We start from the raw sequence: 25,119 nt of genomic DNA on the forward strand, positions 1-25,119 counted from the left end.
CTCGCGGCGCGGCGAGGCCGGTCAGCGGGGGAGGGCCGCGACGGTTCCGGCGACCTCGGAGGCCAGCGACTCCAGGCGGTGCAGCGGCATCTCCAGGACGGTGCCCGTCTCGGCCCAGGGGGCGGCCTGGCGGATGAGGGCGCGCGCGTCGTTCTTGGTCAGCGCGACCCCTCGGCTCTGCGCCACCGCGATCAGCCCCTCCCTCCAGGTGTTGGCCAGCTTGCCGTGCCCGTTGTCGAGGATGCGGCGCAGCACCCTGCCCTCCTCGTCGGCGGGCGGCGGCAGCCGTACCGCGTCGAGGACGGCGCCGTCGGCGGCGAGCTCGTAGACCGCGGACAGCGGCGGCAGCGCTCGCGGCGGGGCCGCGAGGTGGACGCGCACGTGGGCGGCGCGGGTGGCCAGCAGCAGCCGCGGGAGCGCGGCCTCCAGGCCCGCGGGCACCGCGATGGCCACCTTGGAGGGGGCGGTGGCGTGCGGCTTGGCCAGCCAGGTGGTCAGCTTGACGCGCGGCTGGGTGAGCTCCTTGGGCCAGTCTCCCACCAGCAGGTCGGCGTCGAAGGCGGCGGGCCGGTCAGGGCTCGCGACGGCGCCCGACTCGATCGACTGGGGGCCGTGGGTGTAGATCGCGGTGCTGTAGCGCTCGACGCGGGCGGCGACGGCCGGCCTGGTCTTGCTGGTGGGACGCAGAATGTAGAGATCGGCGGCCGAGCCGATGGCCTCCGCGCCGAAGTAGCGGTTGAAGTCGGGATAGACGGCCTCGTGGGCGAGGTTGAGGTCGGAGAGCGCGTTCTGCACCTTGAGCGCGAGCATGGGCGTGCGCTCGCTGGCGCCGTAGGCCAGCAGCACGCGGCCTTCGTCCTTCAGCCCCTCGACGGCGCGCGCGGTGAACAGGCCCACCCCCTCGGGCGTGTACGGCGGGTCGGTGATCGCCAGGTCGTGGTCGCGCACCGAGGAGGGCAGACCGAGCCGCAGGTCGGCCCAGCGGGTCGTGACGCCGAGATCCTGGGCGTCGATGTAGGCCAGGATGCGCTCGTCGATGTCGACGACCGTGACCTCGGCCTCGGGATGCGTCAGCCGCAGGGCCAGCGAGGTCAGGTCGTGGTCGCCCACGCACAGCACCCGCGCCCCGCGCAGCCAGAAGCGGGCGCCCAGCAGCAGCGCCCTGCGCACCACGGTCTCGGGGGTGGCCGAGACGTGGTCGAGGGCCTGCCTGGCGGCCGGGGCGTTCGCGATGAGCTCCCTCATGCGCTTGAGCACGTGCTCGTAGTGGGGGAGCAGGTGCGCCACGGGGTCGGCGGGCGGCTCGCTGACGGCGAAGAGATCCTGGTAGTCGGGGGTGTGGGCGAGCGGGACGCGGAAACGGTCGCCGTCCCTTTCGAGCTCGACCTCGCGCAGCAGGGCCTCGATCGACCGCCTGGAGGTGGCGCTCTGCCTGACCAGGTTCGCCAGCGTCCACCACTGGGTGTCGCACACGAGCATGAGCGCGTGGCGCAGCCTGCGGCTGTCGATGCCGGCGGTGTCGAGCAGGGCTTCCAGGCCGTCGCGTTCCATGCGGCAACCTTAGCCGCGAGCTCCTGCGCGGCGGGCTCTCGACGCCGCGTGGGAATGATGGTGCGATATCGATGGTTGGGACAGGAGAGTCCGCATGCCGGAACCCCGCCAATGTTCGCGATGTGGACCTGGTGGGCACCATTCCGGCAGGGTGCGGTAATCTCTACCCACTGAACCGCAGCAGGGCCAACGTCGTCCCCGCCTGCAACACCAAAGCAGACGATGACGACGGGAGGGATTCAATGCCTGCTGCCCACCTCGGGTTCCCCGAGCCCCAGGGTCTTTACCACCCCGCGAACGAGCATGACGCCTGTGGTGTCGCGATGGTCGCGGACGTGAACGGGCGACGTGGCCACGGAATCGTCGTGAAGGCTCTGACGGCCCTGTGCAATCTCGACCACCGAGGTGCCAAGGGCAGCGAGCCCGACACCGGTGACGGTGCGGGGATCCTGACACAGGTCCCCGACGGCTTCCTGCGCGCGAACGTGGACTTCACCCTGCCCGAGCCAGGACACTTCGCCGTGGGCATGGCCTTCCTGCCCGTCGACGGCGAGGCCAGGCGGATCGCCACCGCCATGATCGAGGAGATCGCGGCGGAGGAGGGCCTGACGGTCCTCGGCTGGCGCGAGGTCCCGGTCGACACCACGCACGCCGGGCCGAGCGCCCGCGCCGTCATGCCGCACTTCATGCAGCTGTTCGTGTCGAGCCCGCGCGGCGAGAGCGGCGTCGAGCTGGACCGGCTGGCCTTCTGCCTGCGCAAGCGGGCCGAGCACGAGGCGGACGTCTACTTCCCCTCGCTGTCCAGCCGCACGCTGGTCTACAAGGGCATGCTGACCCCTCTTCAGGTCGAGCCGTTCTTCCCCGACCTGACCGACGAGCGCTTCGACACCGCGATCGCGCTGGTGCACTCGCGCTTCTCGACCAACACCTTCCCGAGCTGGCCGCTGGCCCACCCCTACCGCTACGTCGCCCACAACGGCGAGATCAACACCGTCAAGGGCAACCGCAACTGGATGCGGGCGCGCGAGGCGATGCTGGCCTCGGAGCTGATCCCCGGCGACCTGTCGCGGCTGTTCCCCATCTGCGACCCCGACGGGTCGGACACCGCCTCCTTCGACGAGACGCTCGAACTGCTGCACCTGGGCGGGCGTTCGCTCCCGCACGCGGTGCTGATGATGATCCCCGAGGCGTGGGAGAACCACACCGAGATGGACCCCGCGCGGCGGGCCTTCTACGAGTTCCACTCCTCGATGATGGAGGCGTGGGACGGCCCCGCCTCGATCACCTTCACCGACGGCACGCTGGCGGGCGCCGTCCTCGACCGCAACGGGCTGCGGCCAGGGCGGTTCTGGGTGACCGCCGACGGCCTGGTCGTGCTGGCCTCCGAGGCGGGCGTGCTCGACTTCGCCCCTGAAGAGGTCGTCCGCAAGGGCCGCCTGCAGCCGGGCCGGATGTTCCTCATCGACACCGCCCGCGGCACCATCATCGAGGATGACGAGATCAAGGCCGAGCTGGCCTCCGCGCTGCCGTACGAGGACTGGCTGCACGCCGGTCTGGTGCGCTTCGAGGAGCTGCCCGCCCGCGCCCACGAGATCCCCACCCACGAGGCGCTGGTCAAGCGGCAGCAGACCTTCGGCTACACCGAGGAAGAGCTGCGGATCATCCTGTCGCCGATGGCGAAGTCGGGCATCGAGCCGATCGGCTCCATGGGCACCGACACGCCCGTGGCCGTGCTCAGCGAGAAGCCCAGGCTGCTGTTCGACTACTTCAGCCAGCTGTTCGCGCAGGTCACCAACCCGCCGCTGGACGCCATCCGCGAGGAGCTCGTCACCTCGCTTGCCAGCACGCTCGGCCCCGAGGGCAACCTGCTCGACCCGGGGCCCAGCTCGTGCCGCCAGCTGGTCCTGCCGTACCCGGTGATCGACAACGACGAGCTCGCGAAGATCATCCACATCAACGACGAGGGCGGCCTGCCAGGCTTCCACCCCTACGTCGTCTCGGGCCTGTACGAGGTCGCGGGCGGCGGTGAGGCGCTGAAGCAGCGCCTCACGGCCATCTGCGCGGAGGTCTCCGAGGCGATCGCGGGCGGCGCGCGCATCATCGTGCTGTCCGACCGCGGCTCCTCCGAGACGCTCGCGCCGATCCCCTCGCTGCTGCTGACCGGCGCGGTGCACCACCACCTCATCGCCGAGAAGACCCGCACCAAGATCGGCCTGGTCATCGAGACCGGCGAGGCCCGCGAGTGCCACCACATGGCGCTGCTCATCGGCTACGGCGCGGGCGCCGTCAACCCCTACCTCGCGATCGAGACCGTCGAGGACATGGTCGACACCGGCATGCTGCAGGTCGACAAGCACAAGGCCGTGCGCAACCTCATCAAGGCGTACGGCAAGGGCGTCATCAAGGTCATGTCCAAGATGGGCGTGTCCACGGTGGCCTCCTACACCGGCGCGCAGATCTTCGAGGCGCTCGGCCTCGGCGCCGACGTGATCGACACCTGCTTCGTCGGCACCACCTCGCGCCTGGGCGGCGTCGGCTTCGACGTCCTCGCCCAGGAGTCGGCGGCCCGTCACCGCCACGCCTACCCCCGGGTGGAGAACGCCCACCGGCGGCTCAACGTCGGCGGCGAGTACCAGTGGCGGCGCGAGGGCGAGCCGCACCTGTTCAACCCCGAGACGGTCTTCAAGCTGCAGCACGCCACGCGCAGCCGCCGCTACGAGATCTTCAAGGAGTACACCAGCCTGGTCGACTCCCAGGCCGAGAAGCTGATGACGCTTCGCGGGCTGTTCAGGTTCGCCTCGGGCCGCACCCCCGTGCCGCTGGAAGAGGTCGAGCCGGTCTCGGAGATCGTCAAGCGCTTCTCCACTGGCGCGATGTCCTACGGCTCCATCTCGATGGAGGCGCACGAGACGCTCGCCATCGCGATGAACCGCCTCGGCGGCAAGTCCAACACCGGCGAGGGCGGCGAAGACCCCTCACGCCTGTACGACGCGACCCGCCGCTCGGCCATCAAGCAGGTGGCCTCCGGCCGGTTCGGCGTCACCAGCGAGTACCTCGTCAACGCCGACGACCTGCAGATCAAGATGGCCCAGGGCGCCAAGCCCGGCGAGGGCGGCCAACTGCCCGGCCACAAGGTCTACCCGTGGATCGCCAAGACCAGGCACTCCACCCCGGGCGTCGGCCTCATCTCGCCGCCGCCGCACCACGACATCTACTCCATCGAGGACCTGGCCCAGCTCATCCACGACCTGAAGAACGCCAACCCGGCCTCCAGGGTCCACGTGAAGCTGGTGGCCGAGGTCGGCGTCGGCACGGTCGCCGCCGGAGTGTCCAAGGCCCACGCCGACGTCGTCCTGATCTCGGGTCACGACGGCGGCACCGGAGCCTCGCCGCTCACCTCGCTCAAGCACGCGGGCGCCCCCTGGGAGCTCGGCCTGGCCGAGACCCAGCAGACCCTGCTGCTCAACGGCCTGCGCGACCGCATCGTGGTCCAGGTCGACGGCCAGCTCAAGACCGGCCGCGACGTGGTCATCGCCGCCCTGCTCGGCGCCGAGGAGTACGGCTTCGCCACCGCTCCGCTGGTCGTCTCGGGCTGCGTCATGATGCGCGTGTGCCACCTCGACACCTGCCCTGTGGGCGTGGCCACCCAGAACCCCGAGCTGCGCAAGCGCTTCAGCGGCAAGCCCGAGTTCGTGGTGAACTTCTTCGAGTTCATCGCCGAGGAGATCCGCGAGTACCTCGCCGAGCTGGGCTTCCGCTCGCTCGACGAGGCGATCGGACACGTCGAGCTGCTCGACGTGTCGGCCGCGGAGAACCACTGGAAGGCCAACGGGCTCGACCTGGCGCCGATCCTGCACCAGCCGTCGCTGCCCGAGGGCACCCCGCTTCGCCGTACGGTCTCGCAGGAGCACGGACTCGAGCACGCCCTCGACAACACGCTCATCGCGCTGGCGGAGGGGGCGCTCGAGCACGGCACGCCCGTCACGCTCGACCTGCCCATCCGCAACGTCAACCGCACGGTCGGCACCATGCTCGGCTACGAGGTGACCAAGCGGTACGGCGGCGCGGGCCTGCCCGACAACACCATCGACATCAGCTTCACCGGGTCGGCGGGCAACTCCTTCGGCGCCTTCGTGCCGAGCGGGGTCACGCTGCGGCTGACCGGCGACGCCAACGACTACCTCGGCAAAGGCCTGTCGGGCGGCCGGATCACCGTCCGCCCGCACGACACCGCCCCGCTGGACGGGCACATCATCTCGGGGAACGTCAGCCTGTACGGCGCGACCTCGGGTGAGGTGTTCATCCGCGGCGTGGTCGGCGAGCGCTTCTGCGTCCGCAACTCCGGCGCCACCGCGGTCGTCGAGGGCGTGGGCGACCACGGCTGCGAGTACATGACGGGCGGCAAGGTCGTCGTCCTCGGCCAGACCGGGCGCAACTTCGCCGCCGGCATGTCGGGCGGCGTCGCCTACCTGCTCGACCTGCGCTCCGAGCGGGTCAACCGCGAGATGGTCGCCATCGAGCCGCTGACCGACAAGGACGCGGCGTTCCTGCACGAGACCGTGACCAAGCACTTCGAGGAGACGGGCTCGCCCGTCGCCAAGGAGCTGCTGGCCGACTGGCACGCCGCCCTCTCCAGGTTCGGCAAGATCATGCCGACCGACTACAAGAGGGTGCTGCAGGCCGCCGAGGCCGCCCGCATCGAAGGCCGCGACATCGACGAGGCGGTCATGACCGCCGCGGTGCAGGCATGATCCGCCGTCAGGGGCACGGTCACAGCGACCTGCCGAACTCGCCGCGAAACGTTCAGGGATAGGGGGCGCAACTCTCATGGCTGACCCGAAGGGTTTCCTCACGCACGACAGGGAGCTGCCCCAGCGCCGCCCCGTGGACGTCCGCATCCGCGACTGGAAGGAGGTCTACGAGGACTTCCCCGCGCCGAAGCTGACCAAGCAGGCGGCCAGGTGCATGGACTGCGGCATCCCGTTCTGCCACAACGGCTGCCCCCTCGGCAACCTCATCCCCGAGTGGAACGACCTGGTCTACCGCCACGACTGGCAGGAGGCCATCGAGCGGCTGCACGCGACCAACAACTTCCCCGAGTTCACCGGCAGGCTCTGCCCCGCCCCCTGCGAGGCGGCCTGCGTCCTCGGCATCAACGCCGACCCTGTGGCGATCAAGCGGGTCGAGGTCGAGATCATCGACCGCGCCTTCTCCGAGGGGTGGGTGACCCCCGTCGTCCCAGCGAAGAAGACCGGCAAGCGCGTCGCGGTCGTCGGCTCGGGCCCCGCGGGCCCTGGCCGCCGCTCAGCAGCTCACCAGGGCCGGCCACGACGTGGTCGTCTTCGAGCGGGCCGACGCCATCGGCGGACTGCTGCGCTACGGCATCCCCGAGTTCAAGATGGAGAAGCGCCACATCGACAGGCGCCTCGAGCAGATGCGCGCCGAGGGCACGCAGTTCCGCACCTCGGTGAACGTCGGTGTCGACATCACGGCCGAGCAGCTGCGCGAGCAGTTCGACGCCGTGATCCTGTCGGGCGGCGCCACGCAGTGGCGCGACCTGCCCGTCGCGGGACGCTCGCTGCGCGGCGTCTACCAGGCGATGGAGTACCTGCCTCCGGCCAACAAGGACTTCGAGAACTCCCCGATCAACGCCCGCGGCAAGCACGTGGTCGTGATCGGCGGCGGTGACACGGGCGCCGACTGCATCGGCACCGCGATCCGCCAGGGAGCCGCCTCGGTGACCCAGCTGGAGATCATGCCCCAGCCGCCCGCCTCGCGTCCCGGCGCGCAGCCCTGGCCGACCTTCCCCACGCTGTTCAAGATGGAGAGCGCCCACGAGGAGCTGGCCGACGGCGAGGGCGACAGGGTCTACGCGGTCTCCACCACGGAGTTCGTCGACGACGGCACAGGACAGGTGCGCGCGCTGCGCCTGGTCCAGGTCGAGGGGCCCCAGAGCGGCTTCAAGCCGATCCCCGGCACCGAGCGGGAGATCCCCGCCGACCTGGTCACGCTCTCGATGGGCTTCGTCGGCCCCGAGAAGGGCGCGCTGCTGGAGGACCTCGGCGTGGAGTACGACGCCAGGGGCAACGTGGCCCGCGACAAGACCTACATGACCAACGTCGACGGGGTGTTCGTCGCGGGGGACATGGGACGTGGGCAGTCGCTCATCGTCTGGGCCATCGCCGAGGGACGCGCCGCCGCCTCGGGCGTCGACCGCTTCCTGACCGGCGAGACCGCCCTGCCGTACCCGATCCTCCCCACGGCCCGCCCTCTGGTCTGACACCCCGTGGGTCTGACGGCCCGCTGGTCTGACGCCGTGGTGGGTTTGACGGTCCGTGGGTCTGACGGCCCGCTGGTCTGACGCCGTGGTGGGTCTGACGGTCCAGTGGGTCTGATGGCCCGCTGATCTGATGGCCGCTGGCGGACGGCTCGCTGCGTGAACGCCCGCCCGAGCTTCGGCTCGGGCGGGCGTTTCCGCGTGAGGGACAGCGGATGCCGAGCTCGTCTCGCATGTCGTGCGCTCGTGCCTCCCGACGGTCAGGCCCTGACGCCGTATCGCCGGACGCGACTCGGCGTCGTCAGGTCCGGTGTCCGGCCGCGGGCTTGTCTCGCCAGAGGCGCCGCCGGGTCGTCCTCTCGGAGTCGTGCCCCGATCTCTCTCGCCGACTCCGGCATCGGGGTCGTCTCCGGGTCGTGCTTTGGCTCTCGGTAGACCCGCCCTCGGGGCCCTTCCGAAGATCGCCTGGATTCGTCCCGGCAGGCCGCCTCCGAAGTGCTCGTCCTGCACCCGACCCTCACTCCTCCGACCACTCTCATGGGTACTCCCGGCAGGCCCGTTCCTGCGCCCTCCACCTGCCGCTGGTTCCTGCGGTGCGCTCGTCTTGGGTGCTCGTGGCGGGCTCGTTCGTGAGGTGCTCGCGCTGCGCCCGTCGCTCGTTTCTCCGGCCGCTTCCCTCGAGTTCGTCTGCACGCCCGTTCCTGAGGTGCTTGGCCTGCACCTGCCGCTGGTTCCTGCAGTGCGCTTGTCTTGGGTGCTCCCGGCAGGCCGCTTGTTCCTGAGGTGCTCGCGCTGCACCCGGCCCTCGTTCCTCCGACCGCTTCCTCGAGTTCCTCGGCAGGCCGTTCCTGAGGCGCCCGACCTGCACCTACCGCTGGCTCTCCGACCGCTCCCCTCGGGTTCTCGGCAGGTTCTTTCGGATGAGTGCGCTTCGTGGGGTTCCTGCAGGTCGGGGAACGGTAGTCGGCAAAGCAGGCGCGATCTTGAAGGGGAGGTCGTCAGTCCTCCAAATTTCGGCGGCTCGCCCAGCCGGAATGGGATCGCTTGACCTGGGATGCCCGTGAGCGTCGGACGGTGGGGCAGTGGGGCCTTCAGTGGTCAATATCGTGAAAAGTCGATGAAACGGGTGGATAAGTTGCAAGTGGGGAACGAGGCGTAGAAGATGCTCCCCTCGCGTGCTCGAGTGATATCTGGGGGTTTGGATGCGGCGGCTCATCTACGGTCTGACGGCTGCGGCACTGGTGACGCCGCTGGTTGTCGGCGCCTCCGTCGTGACGGCCCCCTCCGCCGTTCCCGCCGCGGAGATCATGGTCTTCTACGCCGACGGCGGCCAGCGCGCCGCCATAGCGGCGATCGAGGCCGGCGGGGGCCGGGCGGTCTCCGCTGAGCCCAAGCTCGGCTACGTGCTCGCCAAGGGGACGGGTCCCGCCTTCGTCGACGCGCTGGGCAGGAGCGAGGCCGTCGTCGGCATCTCGACCGACCGCGCGATCGGCTTCGCCTCCGCCGCCCTCGGCGCCCGAGGCCGCCTTCCCTCCGCGGGGCCGGTCGGTGGCGCCGCCACCGGCTCGCTCGGACTCGAGGGCCGGACGGCCTCGGCGGGCTCGGCTGAGCTCGCGGAGCGCAGCGTCTCCAGGGGCCGGACCGAGAAGGGAGCCCGTGGCGCCTCCAACAGCCCTCCGGCGAACGCGGACGCCCGCCGGGCACCCGCCGGCGACCCCGGACTGCCGGTCGCCGCAGGCCAGGGCTCTGCACCCGCTGGCGACCCCGGCCTCTCCGCCGGAGGGCCAGACTCGACCGCCGGTGACTTCGGTCTCTCCACCGTCGGAGGGCCAGGCTCGACCGCAGGCGGCCCCGGCTTCTCCGCCGGAGGGCCAGGCTCGACCGCAGGCGACTCCGGCGTGTCCGCTGCCGCAGAGCCGGGCTCGGCCGCCGTTGACCGTCGCGGTGATTCCGCCGGACAGGTCGGGCAGGCTCGTCAGCCGGTTCAGGCCGGGGGCGGCGCGCAGCTCGCCGAAGTCGTCGCGGACGGGCAGTTGCCCGACGGCTCGGCGGTGCGGGGAAGCGCGGCCGAGCCGCTGGCCGCGCGGCAGTGGGACATGCGGATGATCGGCGCCGACCGCGCCAACCGCATCGCACCCGGCACGAAGAAGGTGCTGGTCGGCATCATCGACACCGGCGTGGACGGCAAGCACCCCGACATCGCGCCCAACTTCAATCGTGCGCTCAGCCGCAACTTCGTCACCGACCGTCCGAACGACCCCAAGGGGCAGCCGTTCGACGGCCCCTGCGAGTACAAGGGCTGTAAGGACCCTGTGGACGTCGACGACGACGGTCACGGCACCCACGTCGCCAGCACCATCGGCTCTCCCGTCAACGGCAAGGGCATCGCGGGCGTCGCGCCGAACGTCCAACTGGTCAACCTCAGAGCCGGACACGACTCGGGCTTCTTCTTCCTCAAGCCCAGCCTCGACGCCCTCACCTACGCCGCCGACAACGGCATCGACGTGGTGAACATGAGCTTCTACATCGACCCCTGGGCGTTCAACTGCACGAGCAATCCGGCCGACAGCAAGCGGGAGCAGCTGGAGCAGCGCGGCATCATCACCGGCATGCAGCGCGCCCTCGACTACGCCCGCAGCAAGGGCGTCACCCTCATCTCCGCGCTCGGCAACGGCTCCATCGATCTCGGCAACCCGCGCACCGACACCCAGAGCCCCAACTATCCGAAGGAATCAAGCAGGACCCGGAAGATCGACAACTCCTGCCTCAACGTGCCCGCCGAGTCGAAGGGCGTCATCTCGGTCTCCGCCCTCGGCCCCTCGGGACGCAAGGCCGTCTACTCCGACTACGGCATCGAGCAGACCGACCTGGCCGCGCCGGGCGGTGACGCGCTGGACGGCACGTCTGCCTCGCCTCTCAGGTCCATCCTGGCCGCCGCGCCGAAGGGCGCGATGCTCAGGGACGGCAAGATCGACCAGAACGGCATGCCGAAGACCGCGTCGGTCGTGCGGGACTGCCACGGCAGCGAGTGCGCCTACTACCAGTACCTCGACGGCACCTCGATGGCCGCTCCGCACGCCACGGGGGTCGCGGCGATCCTCATCTCCCGGTTCGGCCGGCCAGGTGAGGGCGGGGTGGCCATGGACCCGGCGGAGGCGGAGCGCCTGCTCTACGCCAGCGCCACGCCGAAGGCCTGCCCGACGCCGCGGGCGTACGTGTACGACTACTTCGGGCAGAAGGAGACGCACACCTGCGAAGGTGACGAGGACAAGAACGGGTTCTACGGCAGAGGCGTGGTCGACGCCTACCGGGCCGCGACGCTCTCCCCGTGAGACGGGCCCTATGAGACGCGTTCCCCGTGAGAGGGGCTCCCTGTGAGAGGGGCTCCCCGTGGCACGGGCTCCCGGTGGGGCGGTCTTCCCGTCGGCGGGCTTCCGGTGAGGCGGGCGGCGTGACGGCGGTCCGCCGTCGCGCCCGAGGAGCGTCGACCGGGTGGACGCCGGCCGGTGACCACCTTGGAGCTGTCGGGGGCCTGCCGTACGGCTGAGTGGTTAGCTTGGAGCCATGATGTACCGGCTGATCGCGGACGCCGCGATGGTCGTGCACTTCCTCTTCCTCGCCTACCTGACGCTGGGCGGGTTCCTCGCCCTGCGCTGGCCGCGCGCCATCTGGGCCCACCTGGCGGTGGCAGGCTGGGGCGTGATGTCGATCGTCACGGGCGTAGAATGCCCGCTGACCCTCGTTGAGGACTGGGGACGCCGCCAGGCGGGCCTTGCCGGGCTGACGCCCTCCGGTTTCATCGACCACTACATCGAGGGCGTCATCTATCCGGAAGAACACACCAATCTGGTACGGCTCGGCGTGGCTTCACTTGTGGTCGGCTCCTGGTTCGGGTACCTGTGGAGACGTCGTCACCGGGATTTCTCCCGGGCGTGACTGCCAAGTGGTCTGTACCAATTAAGGTAGGACTCGTGACTCGTCGCGCGAAAATCGTCTGTACTCTCGGTCCTGCCACATCCTCCGTCGACCGGCTCCGCGAGCTGATCGTCGCCGGCATGGACGTAGCCCGCTTCAACCTCAGCCACGGCACTCACGAGCTGCACAAAGAGGTTCTCGGCCGGGTCCGGGAGGTGGCTGCCGACCTCGGCAGGGGCGTAGGCGTGCTCGCCGACCTACAGGGTCCGAAGATCCGCGTCGGCACCTTCGAGGAGGGCCCGGTCCGCCTCGGCTTCGGCGACGTCTTCACCGTCACTACCGAGGACGTCCCCGGCGACCGCGAGCAGGTCTCCACGACGTACAAGGGCCTGCCCGGCGACGTCAAGCCTGGTGACACCATCCTGGTCGACGACGGCCGCGTGGTACTCGAGGTCACCCGCGTCGACGGTCAGCGCGTCGCCACCCGCGTCGTCATCGGCGGCATGATCTCCGACAACAAAGGCCTCAACCTGCCCGGCGTCAACGTCAGCGCCCCCGCCCTGACCGACAAGGACGAGACCGACCTGCGCTGGGCGCTGCGCGCGGGCTTCGACATGATCGCCCTGTCGTTCGTGCGCCGTCCCTCCGACGCCGACGTGGTCCGCAACATCATGGAGCAGGAGGCCGTACGGCTCCCGCTGCTGGCCAAGATCGAGAAGCCCCAGGCCGTGGAGCGGCTGCCCGAGATCGTCGAGGCCTTCGACGGCATCATGGTCGCCCGCGGTGACCTGGGCGTCGAACTGCCCCTCGAGGACGTGCCGATCGTCCAGCGGCGCATCATCGAGCTGTGCCGCGAGAAGGCGCGCCCCGTCATCGTCGCCACCCAGATGCTCGACTCCATGATGAACGCCCCGCGCCCCACCCGCGCCGAGGCCTCCGACGTCGCCTACGCCGTCATGGACGGCGCCGACGCGGTCATGCTGTCCGGCGAGACGTCGGTCGGCAACTTCCCCATCGAGTCCGTCGCCACGATGGACCGCATCGCCTGCGCCGCCGAGAAGGCCTCCCTGCGCGCCACCCACAGCCTCGAGCGCCTGCCGGAGACCACCGGCGGCGCCATCGCGCGCGCGGCGGCCGAGGTCGGCGCGATCGTGGGCGCCAAGGCGCTGGTCGCCTTCACGATGTCGGGCGAGACGGCGCGCCGGCTGGCCCGCTACCGCTCGCCGATCCCGCTGCTGGCGTTCACCTCCGCGCCGCACGTGCGGGGCCAGCTGTCGCTGACCTGGGGCGTGGAGACCTTCCAGGTCCCCTTCGTCCACCACACCGACGACATGGTGCGGCAGGTGGAGGCGTCACTGCTGTCGCTGGGACGTCTGGAGAAGGGCGACAAGGTCGTCATCGTGGCCGGATCGCCTCCCGGAACGCCCGGCTCGACCAACGCGCTGCGCGTCCACACGATCGGATCAGCGGTCTCCCACGCCAGCTAGCGAGCATCGGGGCAGGGCCTTCGCCGGAATCGAGCCACAAAGGCATGGCCCTCGCCTACGGCTCGGACGGTGTCGTTTCAGAGGCAGGCCCCTGAAACCCCCGCGAGGGGCCTGCCGGCCCCTCGCGCTCCCCGGCCGGTCAGCGATATGGATGATGGGCAACTACCGCTGTGACACCTTCCACGCGTTGTCTTTCCAGCGGTGGTCAGCTGACTGATTCTACAAACAGAGAGTGATGTCAGTAAACTCTCTGTAATATCGCCTCGTGGGTGTCACCCTTGAACACGAGATGTGGATCGAGCTCTGCGAGAACAATCCCGAGCTCGTCCACGAGTTGCTCTTCCGGGTCTTCGGCATAGCCGGACCGGCCTTCGACGATGTGCGGATCGAGTCGGCGAACATGTCCGACTGTGTCCCTACGGAATACGAGGCCGACTCACTGGTCCTGCACCGTGCTGATGGGGCGGCGGTGCTCGCCGTCATCGTTGAGATGCAGCGCAGGAAGGACGAGAGGAAGAAGGGCAGCTGGCCTGTATACGCCGCGACGACGTGGGCGCGATACGGCTGCGAAGTCGTTGTGCTGGTCCTCGCGCCGTCCAACACGATCGCGCAGTGGGCGGCCGAACCGATCGACCTGGGGCCGGGTTCGCGGGTGACCCCGCTGGCGGTGGGGCCGGAGCTGATGCCCTTGATCACCAAACCGGCTGATGCGATAGCCATGCCCGAACTCGCGGTTCTGTCTGCCCTGGCTCATGGGGCGGGGCCGAGCGGGCGTGACGTCCTGGTGGCGCTGTTCGCGTCGCTGTGCAATCTCGATGATCACAGAGCTCGCATATATTCTGACTATGTGCAAGCGGCACTGCCGGAGGCCGCCCGCAAGCATCTGGAGGAACTGATGGCCGTGGGAACCTACGAGTACCGCAGTGACTTCGCTCGCAAGCATCAAGCCGAGGCCAGGGCCGAATATGTCCTGAAGATTCTTTCGCGGCGGGAGATCACTGTCTCGGAGGAGGCGCGGGAGCGGATTCTCGCCTGCCGCGACCCCGAGCTGGCCGATGTGTGGTTCGACAGGGCCTTCGAGGTCGCCACCGTCGACGAGCTGTTCGACTGACCCGTCCACCGGCCCTGACCGGTCGACGCCCGTTCTACGAGCAACCCCGGCCGGCTGGACGCGCCGACCGGGACGGCCGGTCGGCGCGGCAGTGTGTCAGTTGGCGTGCAGGTCCGCGTTCAGCTCGATGCCCGTTCCCGTGCGCGGCACCGCCTCCACCGCTCCCGTCTGCGAGTTGCGGCGCAGCAGCAGCCCGTTCGAGCCGGACAGCTCCTTCCCCTTCACCACCCGCCCGTCGGGGAGCGCCACCTTGGTCCCCGCCGTCACGTACAGGCCCGCCTCGACCACGCAGTCGTCGCCGAGGGAGATGCCGACCCCCGCGTTCGCGCCCAGCAGGCAGCGCTCACCGATCGAGATGACCTCCTTGCCGCCGCCCGACAGGGTGCCCATGATCGAGGCGCCGCCGCCGACGTCCGAGCCGTCGCCCACGACGACGCCGGCCGAGATGCGGCCCTCCACCATGGAGGCGCCGAGGGTCCCGGCGTTGAAGTTGACGAAGCCCTCGTGCATGACGGTGGTACCGCCGGCCAGGTGGGCGCCGAGCCGTACCCTGTCGGCGTCGGCGACGCGCACGCCTGAGGGCACCACGTAGTCGACCATGCGGGGGAACTTGTCCACGCCGTAGACGGTGACGGGGCCCCTGGCGCGCAGCCGTACCCTCGTCTGTTCGAAGCTCTCCACCGCGCAGGGGCCGTGGTTGGTCCAGACGACGTTGGCGAGCTTGCCGAACAGGCCGTCGAGGCTCAGGCCATGGGGCCTGACCAGGCGGGCCGAGAGCAGGTGCAGGCGCAGGTAGGCGTCGTGGGCGTCGGAGGGCGCCTCCGACAGCTTGGCGATGCCGGTGTGGACGGCGACGACCTCGACCCCCCTGGCCTCGTCCCTGCCGATCAGCGCGGCCAGGTCACCGGCCTCCTCGGCGGACAGACGACGCGTGCCCACGGAGGGTGGGTCGCCGAGTTCGGGGGAGGGGAACCAGGTGTCGAGGACCGTGCCGTCGGCGGCGATGGTGGCGAGGCCGACGCCGTGGGCGCCGGTGCTGGTGGGATCGATAGCAGTCACACGCCAAAAATACCGGAGGCTCAGAAGGCGCCCAGATCGGAGGAGAGCCAGTGCTCGGGACGCATGTGGAAGGTCACGAGCGCGTCGAGGTCCGAGCGGGCCAGGTAGTCCGCGGCGGACTCCTCGGACAGGTACCTGGAGGCGATCCTGATCAGTTCGTCCTCCGTGGTGGGGTTGGAGGAGCTGACGGGGCCCTCGACCGAGACGTAGCGGTAGGTGGGGTGGGTGCGCTCGGCGAGCATCGAGAAGCGGCCCGCCTTCGCGACGGCCCTGGCCTTGCGCGAGTCCGCGCCGGTCAGGAACGACACCTCGCCACCCGGCGAGTAGTCGTACCAGACGGGCACGACCAGCGGCCCCCTGCCCGCCTCCTCCTGCACGGCCAGCGCGCCGATGCGCCCCTCGGCCAGGAACGCCTCACGCTCGGCGGTCGACAGCGCCATCCCACACCCCTCCAAAGATCTCGTTCGCAGGGACATCCCCATGCCGGTCGCGCCCAATCTCCCGAAAGGGTCTCGACTCGGGCAGGGGCCATCCACCACCATGAAACTCATCCGAAACACCCGTTATATACGGTAAACGTTTACAGAGGAGTGTCTCGATGGTCCGATGGGGCTGGATCGGGGCGCTCGCCGCCCTCGTCATCGCCGCGACCACAGCCCTGCCGGGGCAGGCCGTCCAGGACAGGGCGCGACCGGGCACGATCACCGCGGCCACGGCGCCCTCGCCGGCGCTCGGCGAGCCCGTCGCCTACAACCTGTACCTGCCGGGCGGCTACGCCGAAGGCAAGGGCCGCTACCCCGTGCTCTACCTCCTGCACGGCCGCGGCGACACCAAGGAGGCCTGGACAAGGGTCAAGAGCTCACTGGACGACCTGATCGCGGCCAAGCGGATCCCGCCGCTCATCGCGGTCATGCCGGACGCACCGTGGAGTGAACGGGGCAACTGGTACGTCGACTCTCGCCACACCGGCGGCAAGCCCGTCGAGACCGCCTTCACCCGCGATCTTGTCCAGCACGTCGACGCCACCTACCGCACCGCTCCGCTGCGCAACGCCCGCCTGGTCGGCGGCTACTCGATGGGCGGAGCGGGCGCGCTGCGCTACGCCCTCGCCCACCAGGACCTGTTCGCCGGGGCGATCGTGCTCAGCCCCGCCGTCTACACGCCGCTGCCGCCAGCCGACTCCTCCACCCGTGAGTACGGCGCCTTCGGCGACGGCGACGCGGCCTTCTCCGAGAAGGTCTACACCGAGCTGAACTACCCCGCCCTGCTCGGCACGGTGGATCCCGACCTGCCGAGCAGGCTGTTCATCGCCGTCGGCGACGACGAGTACGCCAACCCCGACCCCGCGGAGGCCCGCCACGACCTCGACTTCGAGTCCGCCGCGCTCTACAACGCCGTGCGGCGCGTGCCGGGACTCTCGGCCGAGTTGCGCGTCATGGACGGCGGCCACGACTGGAGCGTGTGGGCCCCCGCGTTCGAGCAGGCCATGATCGACCTGGGTGCCGGGCTCAGCGTGGTGCCGCCGACGCCGCTGCCAGGCCCGCCGTACGGCGGGGCCGGCGCGGACTGGGCGGGCGGGGTAGCCGTGCACGCCGACGGCTCGACCACCGTCGGCTACGCCGAGAGCGGCCAGGCCAGGCTCGACGCAGTGGTGAAGGGCGCGGGCTGGACCGCCCGTCTGTCCACTCCCGCGGACGAGCGCCTGTACGGCCTGGCCGCGCTGCCCGACGGCGGCGTCCTGGCCGCCGGATACACCAAGGGCGACCTCGACGGGCGTCACGCGGGCAACGCCACCGACGACGCCTTCGTGGCCAGGCTCGACGCGAGCGGCAAGGTCGCCTGGATCACCCAGTTCGGCGTCGGGGGCGCGGCCGACCGCCTGTACGGCCTGGCCGCCGCCCCCGATGGCGGCGCGTACGTCACGGGCTACACCAAGGGCGACCTCGCGGGGCCGAACCGCGGCGACAAGGACGCCGTCCTGGCGCGCCTGACCCCCGACGGACGGCTCGCCTGGACCCGGCAGCTCGGCGGGAGCGGCGAGGACAAGGCGTACGGCGTGGCGGCGGGCCCCTCGGGCGTCCACGCCGTCGGCAGCACCACCGCGGGCTTCGAGGGCGCGGCCTCGCTCGGCGGACTGGACGGCTGGGCGGCCGGCTACGCCCCTGACGGCACGCTCCAGTGGACCTCGGCGGTCGGCGGCCCTGGCGAGGACCGGCTCAACGGCGTCGCCGTCACCACGGCCGGCCTCGCGGTCGTCACCGGCGTGAGCGGGGGCGACCTGCTGGCGCAGGCCTACACCGCCACGGGCAGGCGCAGCTGGAGCGCCACGGTCGCCACCCCCGCCACGGACGAGGGCGCGGCCGTCGCGCCGCTGGCGGGCGGAGAGGTGGAGATCGTCGGCTACACCAGGGGCCGCGTGGGCGTGGTCGCGGGCGGCGCCGACATCCTGACCGTACGGCTGGACGGCAGGGGCAGGCAGCGGGCCGCCGCCCAGCTCGGCAGCGCGCGAGACGACGGCGTCGACCCGTTCGCCGAGCCGAACCTCTACGCCGCGACGGCTCCGTCGGGCAACGTCGCGATCTCCGGCCTGACCTACGGGGGAGGCGGCGACGGCGGCGTCTTCCAGGTCACCGTGGACCCCGCCACCGGGCTACCGTGATCCGAGAGCTCCATGTAGGTTAGGCTAACCTAATAAGGAGCGGTAATGATCGAGCCATTTCGTGTGTTCGACGTCCATGTGAGCGACGTCTCCCGGTTGAGCGATTCCTTCCTGCGTGTGACCTTCACGGGCGACGACCTGGATCTCTTCGCCGACAACGGCTTCGATCAGCGGATCAAACTGATCCTGCCGCTCCCGGGGCAGGGCGTCTCCGGCATGCCGAGGGGCGCCGACTGGTTCACCCGCTGGCGGGCGCTGCCCGACAGGGAGCGCAACCCCCTGCGCACCTACACCGTGCGCGCCGTACGGCCCGAGCTGCGCGAGGTCGATGTGGACATCGTGCTGCACGGAGACGGAGGGCCCGCCGCGCGCTGGGCCGACAGCGCGCGGCCCGGCGACCGGATCGCGCTGTTCGGCCCTGACGCCGGCTACGGCGAGCGGCACGGAGGGCTGGAGTTCAGGCCGCCGGCCGACGCGCGCAGGTTCCTCATGGCGGGCGACGAGACCGCGGTGCCGGCCATCACCGCCATCCTGGAGCGCCTGCCGGACGGCTGCGAGGGTGAGGCGCTGATGGAGGTGCCCTCACAGGGCGACGTGCTGCCGTGCGCCACCAGGAGCGGCGTCACCGTCACCTGGCTCCCCCGTGGTGGGGGCGGGGTCGGCAGCAGGCTGGTGCCCGAGGTGAAGGCCGCCGCTGACCGGCTCCTGCCCCCGCAGGTCCCCGTGGAGGCGCTCGAGGACGTCGACGTGGACGTCGACCTGCTGTGGGAGGTGCCGGAGGAGGCGGAGTCCGTGGCGCCGCTGTACGCGTGGCTGGCGGGGGAGGCGGCGGTGATCAGGACCCTGCGCAGGCACCTGGTGGCCGAGCGCGGCATGGACCGCCGCGCGGTGGCCTTCATGGGGTACTGGCGCATGGGCCGCGCCGAGGACTGACCTCCGTCGCCCCGCGCGTGAGGACGCGGCCGTCATGTCACGCGACCCGACGCGGTCGAACAGCGGTGGTGGTGGTGCCCCGAGTGGGATTCGAACCCACACTGAATGGATTTTGAGTCCATCGACTCTGCCGATTGGTCTATCGGGGCGGATCTTCGGAGGTGTCCGGATCCGGGCTGAAGTCTACAAGCCGCGCAGGACCAGCCCGGGGACGCCAGCGTGGATCTAATCTAGCGGACGTCGGTAGTCTTCTGCTCGTGAGTACGCAGCGGCGAGTGGTGATCGCGGAAGATGAGGCACTGATCCGCCTCGACCTCAAGGAGATGCTCCAGGAGGACGGCTACGTCGTCGTGGGGGAGGCCGGTGACGGCGAGCACGCGATCAAGCTGGCCACCGAGCTCCGTCCGGACCTGGTCATCCTTGATGTGAAGATGCCCATTCTCGACGGCATCTCGGCGGCGGAGCGGATCGTGGCCGACAGGATCGCCCCGTGCCTCATCCTCACCGCCTTCTCCCAGCGCGATCTGGTCGAGCGGGCGCGTGACGCCGGTGCCATGGCCTACCTGGTGAAGCCGTTCACCAAGGCCGACCTGGTGCCCGCTATCGAGATGGCCGTCAGCAGGCACGAGGAGATGGTCGCGCTGGCGGCCGAGGTGTCGTCGCTGTCGGGCAGGCTCGAGACGAGGAAGCTGGTCGAGCGGGCGAAGGGGCTGCTGATGGCCCAGCACGGCTGGAGCGAGCCGCAGGCCTTCCGCTGGATCCAGAAGGCGTCCATGGACAGGCGGCTGAGCATGCGGGAGGTCGCGCAGATCGTCGTGGACGACGCGGCGAAGCACGCCTGATCTTTCGGGACACGCGACCGCAGGGGGCATTTCCGGGGTTTCACTCCGTCAGGGGGTCCGTTGTGCGGAAGCGTCCAGGGTTCGTTTCGTTCTGTGGAACGTTCCTTTGTCGATTTTTGACCCTTCAAACCTGTGCGGTAGCCGTAAAGGATCGGTGTAATAACGAAACGATAACGACGCTGTTCGCTGTACCAACCCGTGACATCTCCTGGCTGTACTAACCGTCACAACCCCTGGGTCATCCCCGCACGGGCATGACTCTGTGAATCCGGTCCTGACAAAGGATCAGGCGAAAGGAAGGCAGCCTTGCGGCCAAAGATTGCTCGCTTCGGCGGCGCGCTTGCCGTTGGTATGGCTCTCACGCTCGGCCTGGCCGCCTGCAGCGGCGGTGGGTCCGAGACCCCCGGCGGGGGCGCGACCACCGGTGGAGGGGAAGCGGCGCCCACCACTGTCAAGATTGGCTTCATGGGCGACCTGACTGGTTCGAACGCCGGCATTGTCATCCCGCCCAGGAACGGCGCGAAGCTGGCCATTGACCAGTACAACGCGACCAACCCCAAGGTCAAGATCGAGATGGTGGAGTACGACAGCCAGGCTGACGCCACCAAGGCCGTCGGTCTGGCCCAGCAGGCCATCAAGACCGACAAGATCGTCGCCTTGATCGGCCCCGCGTTCTCCGGTGAGTCCGCTCAGGTCGCCCCGGTGCTCGAAGAGGCCAAGATTCCCAGCGTCTCGGCTTCGGCGACCAACGCCGCGCTTGCCCAGAACGGCTGGAAGTACTGGCACCGCGTCCTGCCGAACGACGCCGTGCAGGGTCCCGGCATCGCCGACTTCATCGCCGGTGCGGCCGCGGCCAAGAACGTCTTCGTCATCGACGACAAGTCCGAGTACGGCAAGCCGCTGGCCGACGCTGTCCGCGCGCAGCTGAAGGCCAAGGGCGTGACCGTCACCGACGACTCGCTCGACCCGGCCGAGAGCGACTTCTCCTCGGTGGTCAACAAGGTGGCGGCCGGCAAGCCCGACGCCATCTTCTTCGGCGGCTACTACGCGGCGGCCGGCCCGCTGCTCAAGCAGCTGAGGGACAAGGGCGTGAAGGACGCGAAGTTCTTCAGCGGCGACGGCTCGCTCGACAAGGGCCTCGTCGAGGGCGCCGGTGCGGCCAACGCCGAGGGCGCGCTGGTCGGCTGCCCCTGCTACGTCGCCACGCCTGACGTGACCGACGAGAAGGTCAAGAAGTTCGCCACCGACTACAAGGCCGCCTACAGCGCCGACCCGGCGATCTACGCCACCGAGGGCTTCGACGCCGCGACGGTCTTCATCGAGGCGATCAAGGCCGGCAAGGTCACCGCCGAGGACATCAACACCTTCATCTCGACGGTCGACTTCGCGGGCGTCTCCAAGCAGGTGAAGTTCGAGGCCAACGGCGAGGTCGTGGCCAAGGACATTTACATGTACCAGATCAAGGGCGGAAACATCACCCTGCTCGGGAAGGCCTCCGAGGCCAAGCTCGGGTAACGGTCTCCAGCCTGTCTCAGGTGAGATCGGGTAGTTGACGCGCGGGGAGCGGGATCGCCGCTAGCGGTCCTGCTCCCTTCGCGCATCCACTGCCAGGCAGTGCAGGAGAACCCTCGCCTAGAAGTGGTAATCGTCACGTGTTCAATGACTTCGTATCTCAGTTCTGGCCGCAGACGATCGACGGCCTAGCTTTTGGATCCATTTACGCGCTGATCGCCCTCGGCTACACGATGGTCTACGGCGTGCTGCGTCTGATCAACTTCGCCCATTCCGAAGTGTTCATGATCGGCACGTTCGGCGCGATGGTCGTGCCGTTCGTGTTCGGCATCAACACTCCGCTGACGGGCATCGCCCTCGTCGGGCTCATCCTCGCCATGATCGCCGCCGGGGCGCTCGCCTCGGCGGGCACGGCCGTGGCGCTCGAACGGGTCGCCTACCGGCCGCTGCGCAAGCGGGGCGCATCGCGCCTGGCCGCGCTCATCTCGGCCATCGGCGCCTCGATCTTCCTGCAGGAGCTGTTCGCGCTCCTGGTCATCCCTGCGGTCTTCGACCGGCCTGAGCGCGGCCGCATCCAGATGGGCCTGCCGCGCATCGCGGAGCGTCAGGAGCTGTTCTCCATCTTCGGCCACCCCGTGATGACCCACCAGGTCTTCGTGGTGGTCGCGGCGATCGGCATGATGATCATACTGGAGCGGCTGGTCAACAGGACTAAGATCGGCCGTGGCATCAGGGCGACCGCGCAGAACCCCGAAGCAGCCGTTCTCATGGGTGTCGACATCAACAGGATCGTTCAGATGACGTTCCTGATCGGCGGCGCGATGGCCGGTGTGGCCGGCGCGCTGTATCTGCTCGCCTATGAGAACACCAACTACTACATCGGTTTCCTGTTCGGCATCAAAGCATTCACGGCGGCGGTTCTGGGCGGTATCGGAAACCTTCGCGGAGCCCTGGTCGGTGGAATCGCGCTGGGCCTTGCGGAGAACTACGGCGCCATCATCTTCGGCTCCGACTGGAAACACGTGATTTCCTTCACGGTCCTCGTCTTGGTCCTGATGTTCCGGCCCACCGGTCTTCTCGGTGAATCACTTCAGCAGGCGCGCGCATGAACCAGATGAATGCACTGTCCCGTTTCCGTTCGAGTTGGAGCCACTTCAGCGACGGGGTGCGCGACAGATGGGCCGCGGCTCCGGGTTGGCAGCGCTGGGCGGTCTACATCCTGCTCATCATCGGCGCCCTCCTGCTGCCCTCCGAGTCGCTGGCGCCGATCATGTCGCCGTACTCCGACTGGGCGAGCGTGCTGTTCTTCCCGATCGGCACCTTCGTGGTGCTGGCGATCGGACTGAACGTGGTGGTCGGCCAAGCCGGCCTGCTCGACCTCGGCTTCGTCGCGTTCTACGCCGTCGGTGGCTACGCGATGGGCCTGCTGGGCACCAGGCTCGGATGGAACTTCTGGGAGATCCTGGTCGTCGGCATCCTGATCTGCGCCCTGTCGGGCGTGGTCCTGGGCGCGCCGACGCTGCGACTGCGCGGCGACTATCTGGCGATCGTCACGCTCGGCTTCGGTGAGATCATCCGCATCACCGCCCGCAACACCGACGAGATCGGTGGCCCGAACGGCATCCGCGGCATCCCGCACCCGCCGAGCATCGAGGGCTTCGAGCTGTTCGGCATCCAGGTCTTCAAGTACGGCGTGCTGGACCCGAGGCCGTACTACTACATGCTGGTCGCGCTCGCGGTCATCGTGATCATCCTGGTCAAGCGCTGGGAGAAGAGCCGCGTCGGCCGGGCCTGGGCCGCCATCCGCGAGGACGAGGACGCCGCCGAGGTCATGGGCGTGCCGACGTTCAGGTTCAAGATGCTCGCCTTCGCCATCGGCGCCTCCATCGGCGGCGCGATGGGCGTGGTCTGGGCGGCGAAGGTCATCTCGATCAACCCGAACGACTTCCTGTTCCTGCTGTCGGCGACGATCCTGGCCGCGGTGGTCATGGGCGGCGCGGGCAACCTGCCGGGTGTCATGCTGGGCGCCTTCATCGTCGCGTGGCTGCCTGAGCGCTTCCGCGGCCTGCAGGAGTACCGCATGCTGATCTTCGGCGCGGTCCTGGTCGCCCTGATGATCTTCAAGCCCGAAGGGCTGTTGCCTTCCAGACAGCGAAAGGCTGAACTGAAGGGGGGCACGGGAGGCATGGGCAGTCTGGGAGCCGATGTCCCCGGCCCGGAGACGAAGGCCGACGTCATCGAGGGGGCTGACAAATGACCGACGAGAAGAAGGCCCTGCTCGAGCTCCGCACGCTGACCATGCGCTTCGGCGGCGTGAAGGCGCTGCGCGGGGTCGACCTGACGGTGAACGAGGGCGAGATCTTCGCGCTCATCGGCCCGAACGGCGCGGGCAAGACCACGGTGTTCAACGTGGTCACCGGCGTCTACCAGCCCACCGAGGGCGAGGTGCGCTTCCAGAACGAGCGGATCAGCGGCGTCAAGCGCTTCAAGATCACCAAGAAGGGCATCGCCCGCACCTTCCAGAACATCCGGCTGTTCCACAACATGTCGGCGCTGGAGAACGTGATGGTCGGCGCCGACGTGCACCACAGGGCCGGCATGGTGAGCGTCGCGCTCGGCCTGCCCTGGCACCGCAAGGCCGAGCGCGAGGGCAAGGCCCTGGCGCTCGAGCTGCTGGAGTTCTGCGGGGTCTCGCACAGGGCAGGCGACTACGCCAAGAACCTGCCGTACGGTGACCAGCGCCGTCTGGAGATCGCCAGGGCCCTGGCGACCAACCCCAAGCTGCTGCTGCTCGACGAGCCCGCCGCGGGCATGAACCCGGCGGAGAAGGAGGCGCTGCAGCAGCTCATCAGGAAGATCAGAGACGCGGGACGCACCATCCTGCTGATCGAGCACGACATGAGCCTCGTCATGGGCATCAGCGACCGCATCGCCGTCCTCGACTTCGGCGAGAAGATCGCGGACGGGCTGCCCGACGCGGTGCGGAACGACCCTCGGGTCATCGAGGCGTACTTGGGGGCACCCGCAGATGCTTCTTGAGGTCAAGGACATCCACGTCCACTACGGCAAGATCGAGGCCATCAAGGGCATCTCGGTCGAGGTCAACGAGGGTGAGATCGTCACGCTGATCGGCGCCAACGGCGCGGGCAAGACGACGACGCTGAAGACCATCTCGGGCCTGCGCCCGCTGACGTCGGGATCGGTGATCTTCGACGGCCAGGACATCAGCAAGATGCCCGGGCACAAGCGCGTCGAGGCGGGGCTCGGTCAGGCCCCCGAAGGCCGTGGCATCTTCCCCGGCATGACGGTGCACGACAACCTGCTGATGGGCGCCTACGCGCGCAGCGGCGACGTCAGCGCCGAGCTGACCCAGGCCTACGAGCTGTTCCCGCGGCTCGCCGAGCGGCGCACCCAGTTCGCCGGCACCATGTCGGGCGGCGAGCAGCAGATGCTGGCCATCGGCAGGGCGCTGATGGCCAAGCCCAAGGTGCTGCTGCTCGACGAGCCGTCGATGGGTCTGGCTCCGCTGCTGGTCAAGCAGATCTTCGAGATCATCGAGGAGATCAACCGCAGGGGCACGACGGTCCTGCTGGTGGAGCAGAACGCCCAGCAGGCGCTGCAACTGGCGCACCGGGCGTACGTGCTGGAGACCGGGTCTATCGTCAAGAGCGCCGACGCCAGCGCGCTGCTCGACGACCCGGCCGTGCGCGCCGCCTACCTGGGCGGCGACCTGGGTGAGCCCAGCCCTAACGGCCAGCACTAGGAACGTGGGG

16 protein-coding genes, 1 tRNA gene and 1 pseudogene are annotated in these 25,119 nt (G+C 69.4%); 14 read left to right on the forward strand and 4 right to left on the reverse strand.

The features are described 5' to 3' along the window. Window positions 1-21: 21 nt before the first annotated feature. Window positions 22-1,551: a bis-aminopropyl spermidine synthase family protein gene (locus FHR33_RS39990; protein WP_246452326.1), complete on the reverse strand. Its 1,530-nt coding sequence runs from the start codon at window positions 1,549-1,551 to the stop codon at window positions 22-24. A gap of 242 nt (window positions 1,552-1,793) precedes the next feature. Here FHR33_RS39990 and gltB point away from each other — a divergent pair, with 242 nt between their 5' ends. The 6 genes and pseudogenes from gltB to FHR33_RS40020 all read left to right on the forward strand — a co-directional run bounded on the left by gltB (window position 1,794) and on the right by FHR33_RS40020 (window position 14,341). After that, window positions 1,794-6,302 carry a glutamate synthase large subunit gene (gene gltB, locus FHR33_RS39995; protein ID WP_183659168.1) on the forward strand — a complete coding sequence of 1,503 codons (4,509 nt, stop codon included), beginning with the start codon at window positions 1,794-1,796 and terminating at the stop codon, window positions 6,300-6,302. Window positions 6,303-6,378: 76 nt separating this feature from the next. After that, window positions 6,379-7,831 (forward strand): annotated as a pseudogene (locus FHR33_RS40000) (glutamate synthase subunit beta). A 1,199-nt stretch (window positions 7,832-9,030) separates the two neighbouring features. After that, window positions 9,031-11,160 (forward strand): S8 family serine peptidase, encoded by a 2,130-nt coding sequence (locus FHR33_RS51080; protein ID WP_246452327.1) that lies wholly within the window; start codon window positions 9,031-9,033, stop codon window positions 11,158-11,160. Between the two features lie 235 nt (window positions 11,161-11,395). Beyond that, window positions 11,396-11,764: a DUF2784 domain-containing protein gene (locus tag FHR33_RS40010; RefSeq protein WP_312895947.1), complete on the forward strand. Its 369-nt coding sequence runs from the start codon at window positions 11,396-11,398 to the stop codon at window positions 11,762-11,764. Between the two features lie 35 nt (window positions 11,765-11,799). Further along, window positions 11,800-13,230, forward strand: coding sequence for a pyruvate kinase (gene pyk / locus FHR33_RS40015; protein ID WP_183659172.1), 1,431 nt, complete (start codon window positions 11,800-11,802; stop codon window positions 13,228-13,230). 265 nt (window positions 13,231-13,495) lie between these two features. Continuing rightward, window positions 13,496-14,341, forward strand: coding sequence for a hypothetical protein (locus FHR33_RS40020; protein WP_183659173.1), 846 nt, complete (start codon window positions 13,496-13,498; stop codon window positions 14,339-14,341). Between the two features lie 96 nt (window positions 14,342-14,437). Here FHR33_RS40020 and dapD read toward each other — a convergent pair whose 3' ends face one another. Together dapD and FHR33_RS40030 are read right to left on the reverse strand one after the other, a co-directional pair. Beyond that, window positions 14,438-15,400, reverse strand: a complete 963-nt coding sequence (gene dapD, locus FHR33_RS40025) for a 2,3,4,5-tetrahydropyridine-2,6-dicarboxylate N-succinyltransferase (RefSeq protein WP_183659176.1) — start codon at window positions 15,398-15,400, stop codon at window positions 14,438-14,440. A gap of 20 nt (window positions 15,401-15,420) precedes the next feature. After that, on the reverse strand, window positions 15,421-15,840 hold the full coding sequence (locus FHR33_RS40030) for a pyridoxamine 5'-phosphate oxidase family protein (RefSeq protein ID WP_183659178.1): 420 nt from the start codon (window positions 15,838-15,840) through the stop codon (window positions 15,421-15,423). Between the two features lie 158 nt (window positions 15,841-15,998). Here FHR33_RS40030 and FHR33_RS40035 point away from each other — a divergent pair, with 158 nt between their 5' ends. Further along, complete coding sequence (locus tag FHR33_RS40035; RefSeq protein ID WP_183659180.1) at window positions 15,999-18,059, forward strand: alpha/beta hydrolase-fold protein; 2,061 nt, start codon at window positions 15,999-16,001, stop codon at window positions 18,057-18,059. A gap of 45 nt (window positions 18,060-18,104) precedes the next feature. Further along, a complete protein-coding gene (locus FHR33_RS40040) occupies window positions 18,105-18,992 on the forward strand; it encodes a siderophore-interacting protein (RefSeq protein WP_183659182.1) in 888 nt (295 codons plus the stop codon). 72 nt (window positions 18,993-19,064) lie between these two features. Here FHR33_RS40040 and FHR33_RS40045 read toward each other — a convergent pair. Next, a tRNA-Leu gene (locus tag FHR33_RS40045) sits at window positions 19,065-19,141 on the reverse strand. Between the two features lie 108 nt (window positions 19,142-19,249). Here FHR33_RS40045 and FHR33_RS40050 point away from each other — a divergent pair. The 6 genes from FHR33_RS40050 to FHR33_RS40075 all read left to right on the forward strand — a co-directional run bounded on the left by FHR33_RS40050 (window position 19,250) and on the right by FHR33_RS40075 (window position 25,109). Continuing rightward, a complete protein-coding gene (locus FHR33_RS40050) occupies window positions 19,250-19,834 on the forward strand; it encodes an ANTAR domain-containing response regulator (protein ID WP_312895948.1) in 585 nt (194 codons plus the stop codon). 351 nt (window positions 19,835-20,185) lie between these two features. After that, entirely contained in the window at window positions 20,186-21,349 is a 1,164-nt protein-coding gene (locus tag FHR33_RS40055) for an ABC transporter substrate-binding protein (protein ID WP_183659184.1), read from the forward strand. 137 nt (window positions 21,350-21,486) lie between these two features. Beyond that, entirely contained in the window at window positions 21,487-22,455 is a 969-nt protein-coding gene (locus tag FHR33_RS40060) for a branched-chain amino acid ABC transporter permease (protein ID WP_183659186.1), read from the forward strand. Next, complete coding sequence (locus tag FHR33_RS40065) at window positions 22,452-23,603, forward strand: branched-chain amino acid ABC transporter permease (RefSeq protein ID WP_183659188.1); 1,152 nt, start codon at window positions 22,452-22,454, stop codon at window positions 23,601-23,603. Before FHR33_RS40060 ends, FHR33_RS40065 begins: the two co-directional genes overlap by 4 nt. After that, on the forward strand, window positions 23,600-24,385 hold the full coding sequence (locus FHR33_RS40070; RefSeq protein WP_183659190.1) for an ABC transporter ATP-binding protein: 786 nt from the start codon (window positions 23,600-23,602) through the stop codon (window positions 24,383-24,385). The genes FHR33_RS40065 and FHR33_RS40070 overlap by 4 nt, the downstream gene beginning before the upstream one ends. Next, window positions 24,375-25,109, forward strand: a complete 735-nt coding sequence (locus FHR33_RS40075; protein ID WP_183659192.1) for an ABC transporter ATP-binding protein — start codon at window positions 24,375-24,377, stop codon at window positions 25,107-25,109. The genes FHR33_RS40070 and FHR33_RS40075 overlap by 11 nt, the downstream gene beginning before the upstream one ends. Window positions 25,110-25,119: the final 10 nt, after the last annotated feature.

This window comes from Nonomuraea dietziae, from assembly GCF_014195505.1.
Taxonomy (GTDB): Bacteria; Actinomycetota; Actinomycetes; order Streptosporangiales; family Streptosporangiaceae; genus Nonomuraea; species Nonomuraea roseola.

Bases quoted from the DNA above. Each gene is read 5' to 3' on its own strand.
- FHR33_RS39990 (WP_246452326.1), bottom strand. From the start codon at position 1,551: ATGGAACGCGACGGCCTGGAAGCCCTGCTCGACACCGCCGGCATCGAC.
- FHR33_RS40040 (WP_183659182.1), top strand. From the start codon at position 18,105: ATGATCGAGCCATTTCGTGTGTTCGACGTCCATGTGAGCGACGTCTCC.
- FHR33_RS40075 (WP_183659192.1), top strand. From the start codon at position 24,375: ATGCTTCTTGAGGTCAAGGACATCCACGTCCACTACGGCAAGATCGAG.
- FHR33_RS40055 (WP_183659184.1), top strand. From the start codon at position 20,186: ATGGCTCTCACGCTCGGCCTGGCCGCCTGCAGCGGCGGTGGGTCCGAG.
- gltB (WP_183659168.1), top strand. From the start codon at position 1,794: ATGCCTGCTGCCCACCTCGGGTTCCCCGAGCCCCAGGGTCTTTACCAC.
- FHR33_RS51080 (WP_246452327.1), top strand. From the start codon at position 9,031: ATGCGGCGGCTCATCTACGGTCTGACGGCTGCGGCACTGGTGACGCCG.
- FHR33_RS40035 (WP_183659180.1), top strand. From the start codon at position 15,999: ATGGTCCGATGGGGCTGGATCGGGGCGCTCGCCGCCCTCGTCATCGCC.
- FHR33_RS40070 (WP_183659190.1), top strand. From the start codon at position 23,600: ATGACCGACGAGAAGAAGGCCCTGCTCGAGCTCCGCACGCTGACCATG.
- FHR33_RS40065 (WP_183659188.1), top strand. From the start codon at position 22,452: ATGAACCAGATGAATGCACTGTCCCGTTTCCGTTCGAGTTGGAGCCAC.
- FHR33_RS40010 (WP_312895947.1), top strand. From the start codon at position 11,396: ATGTACCGGCTGATCGCGGACGCCGCGATGGTCGTGCACTTCCTCTTC.
- FHR33_RS40030 (WP_183659178.1), bottom strand. From the start codon at position 15,840: ATGGCGCTGTCGACCGCCGAGCGTGAGGCGTTCCTGGCCGAGGGGCGC.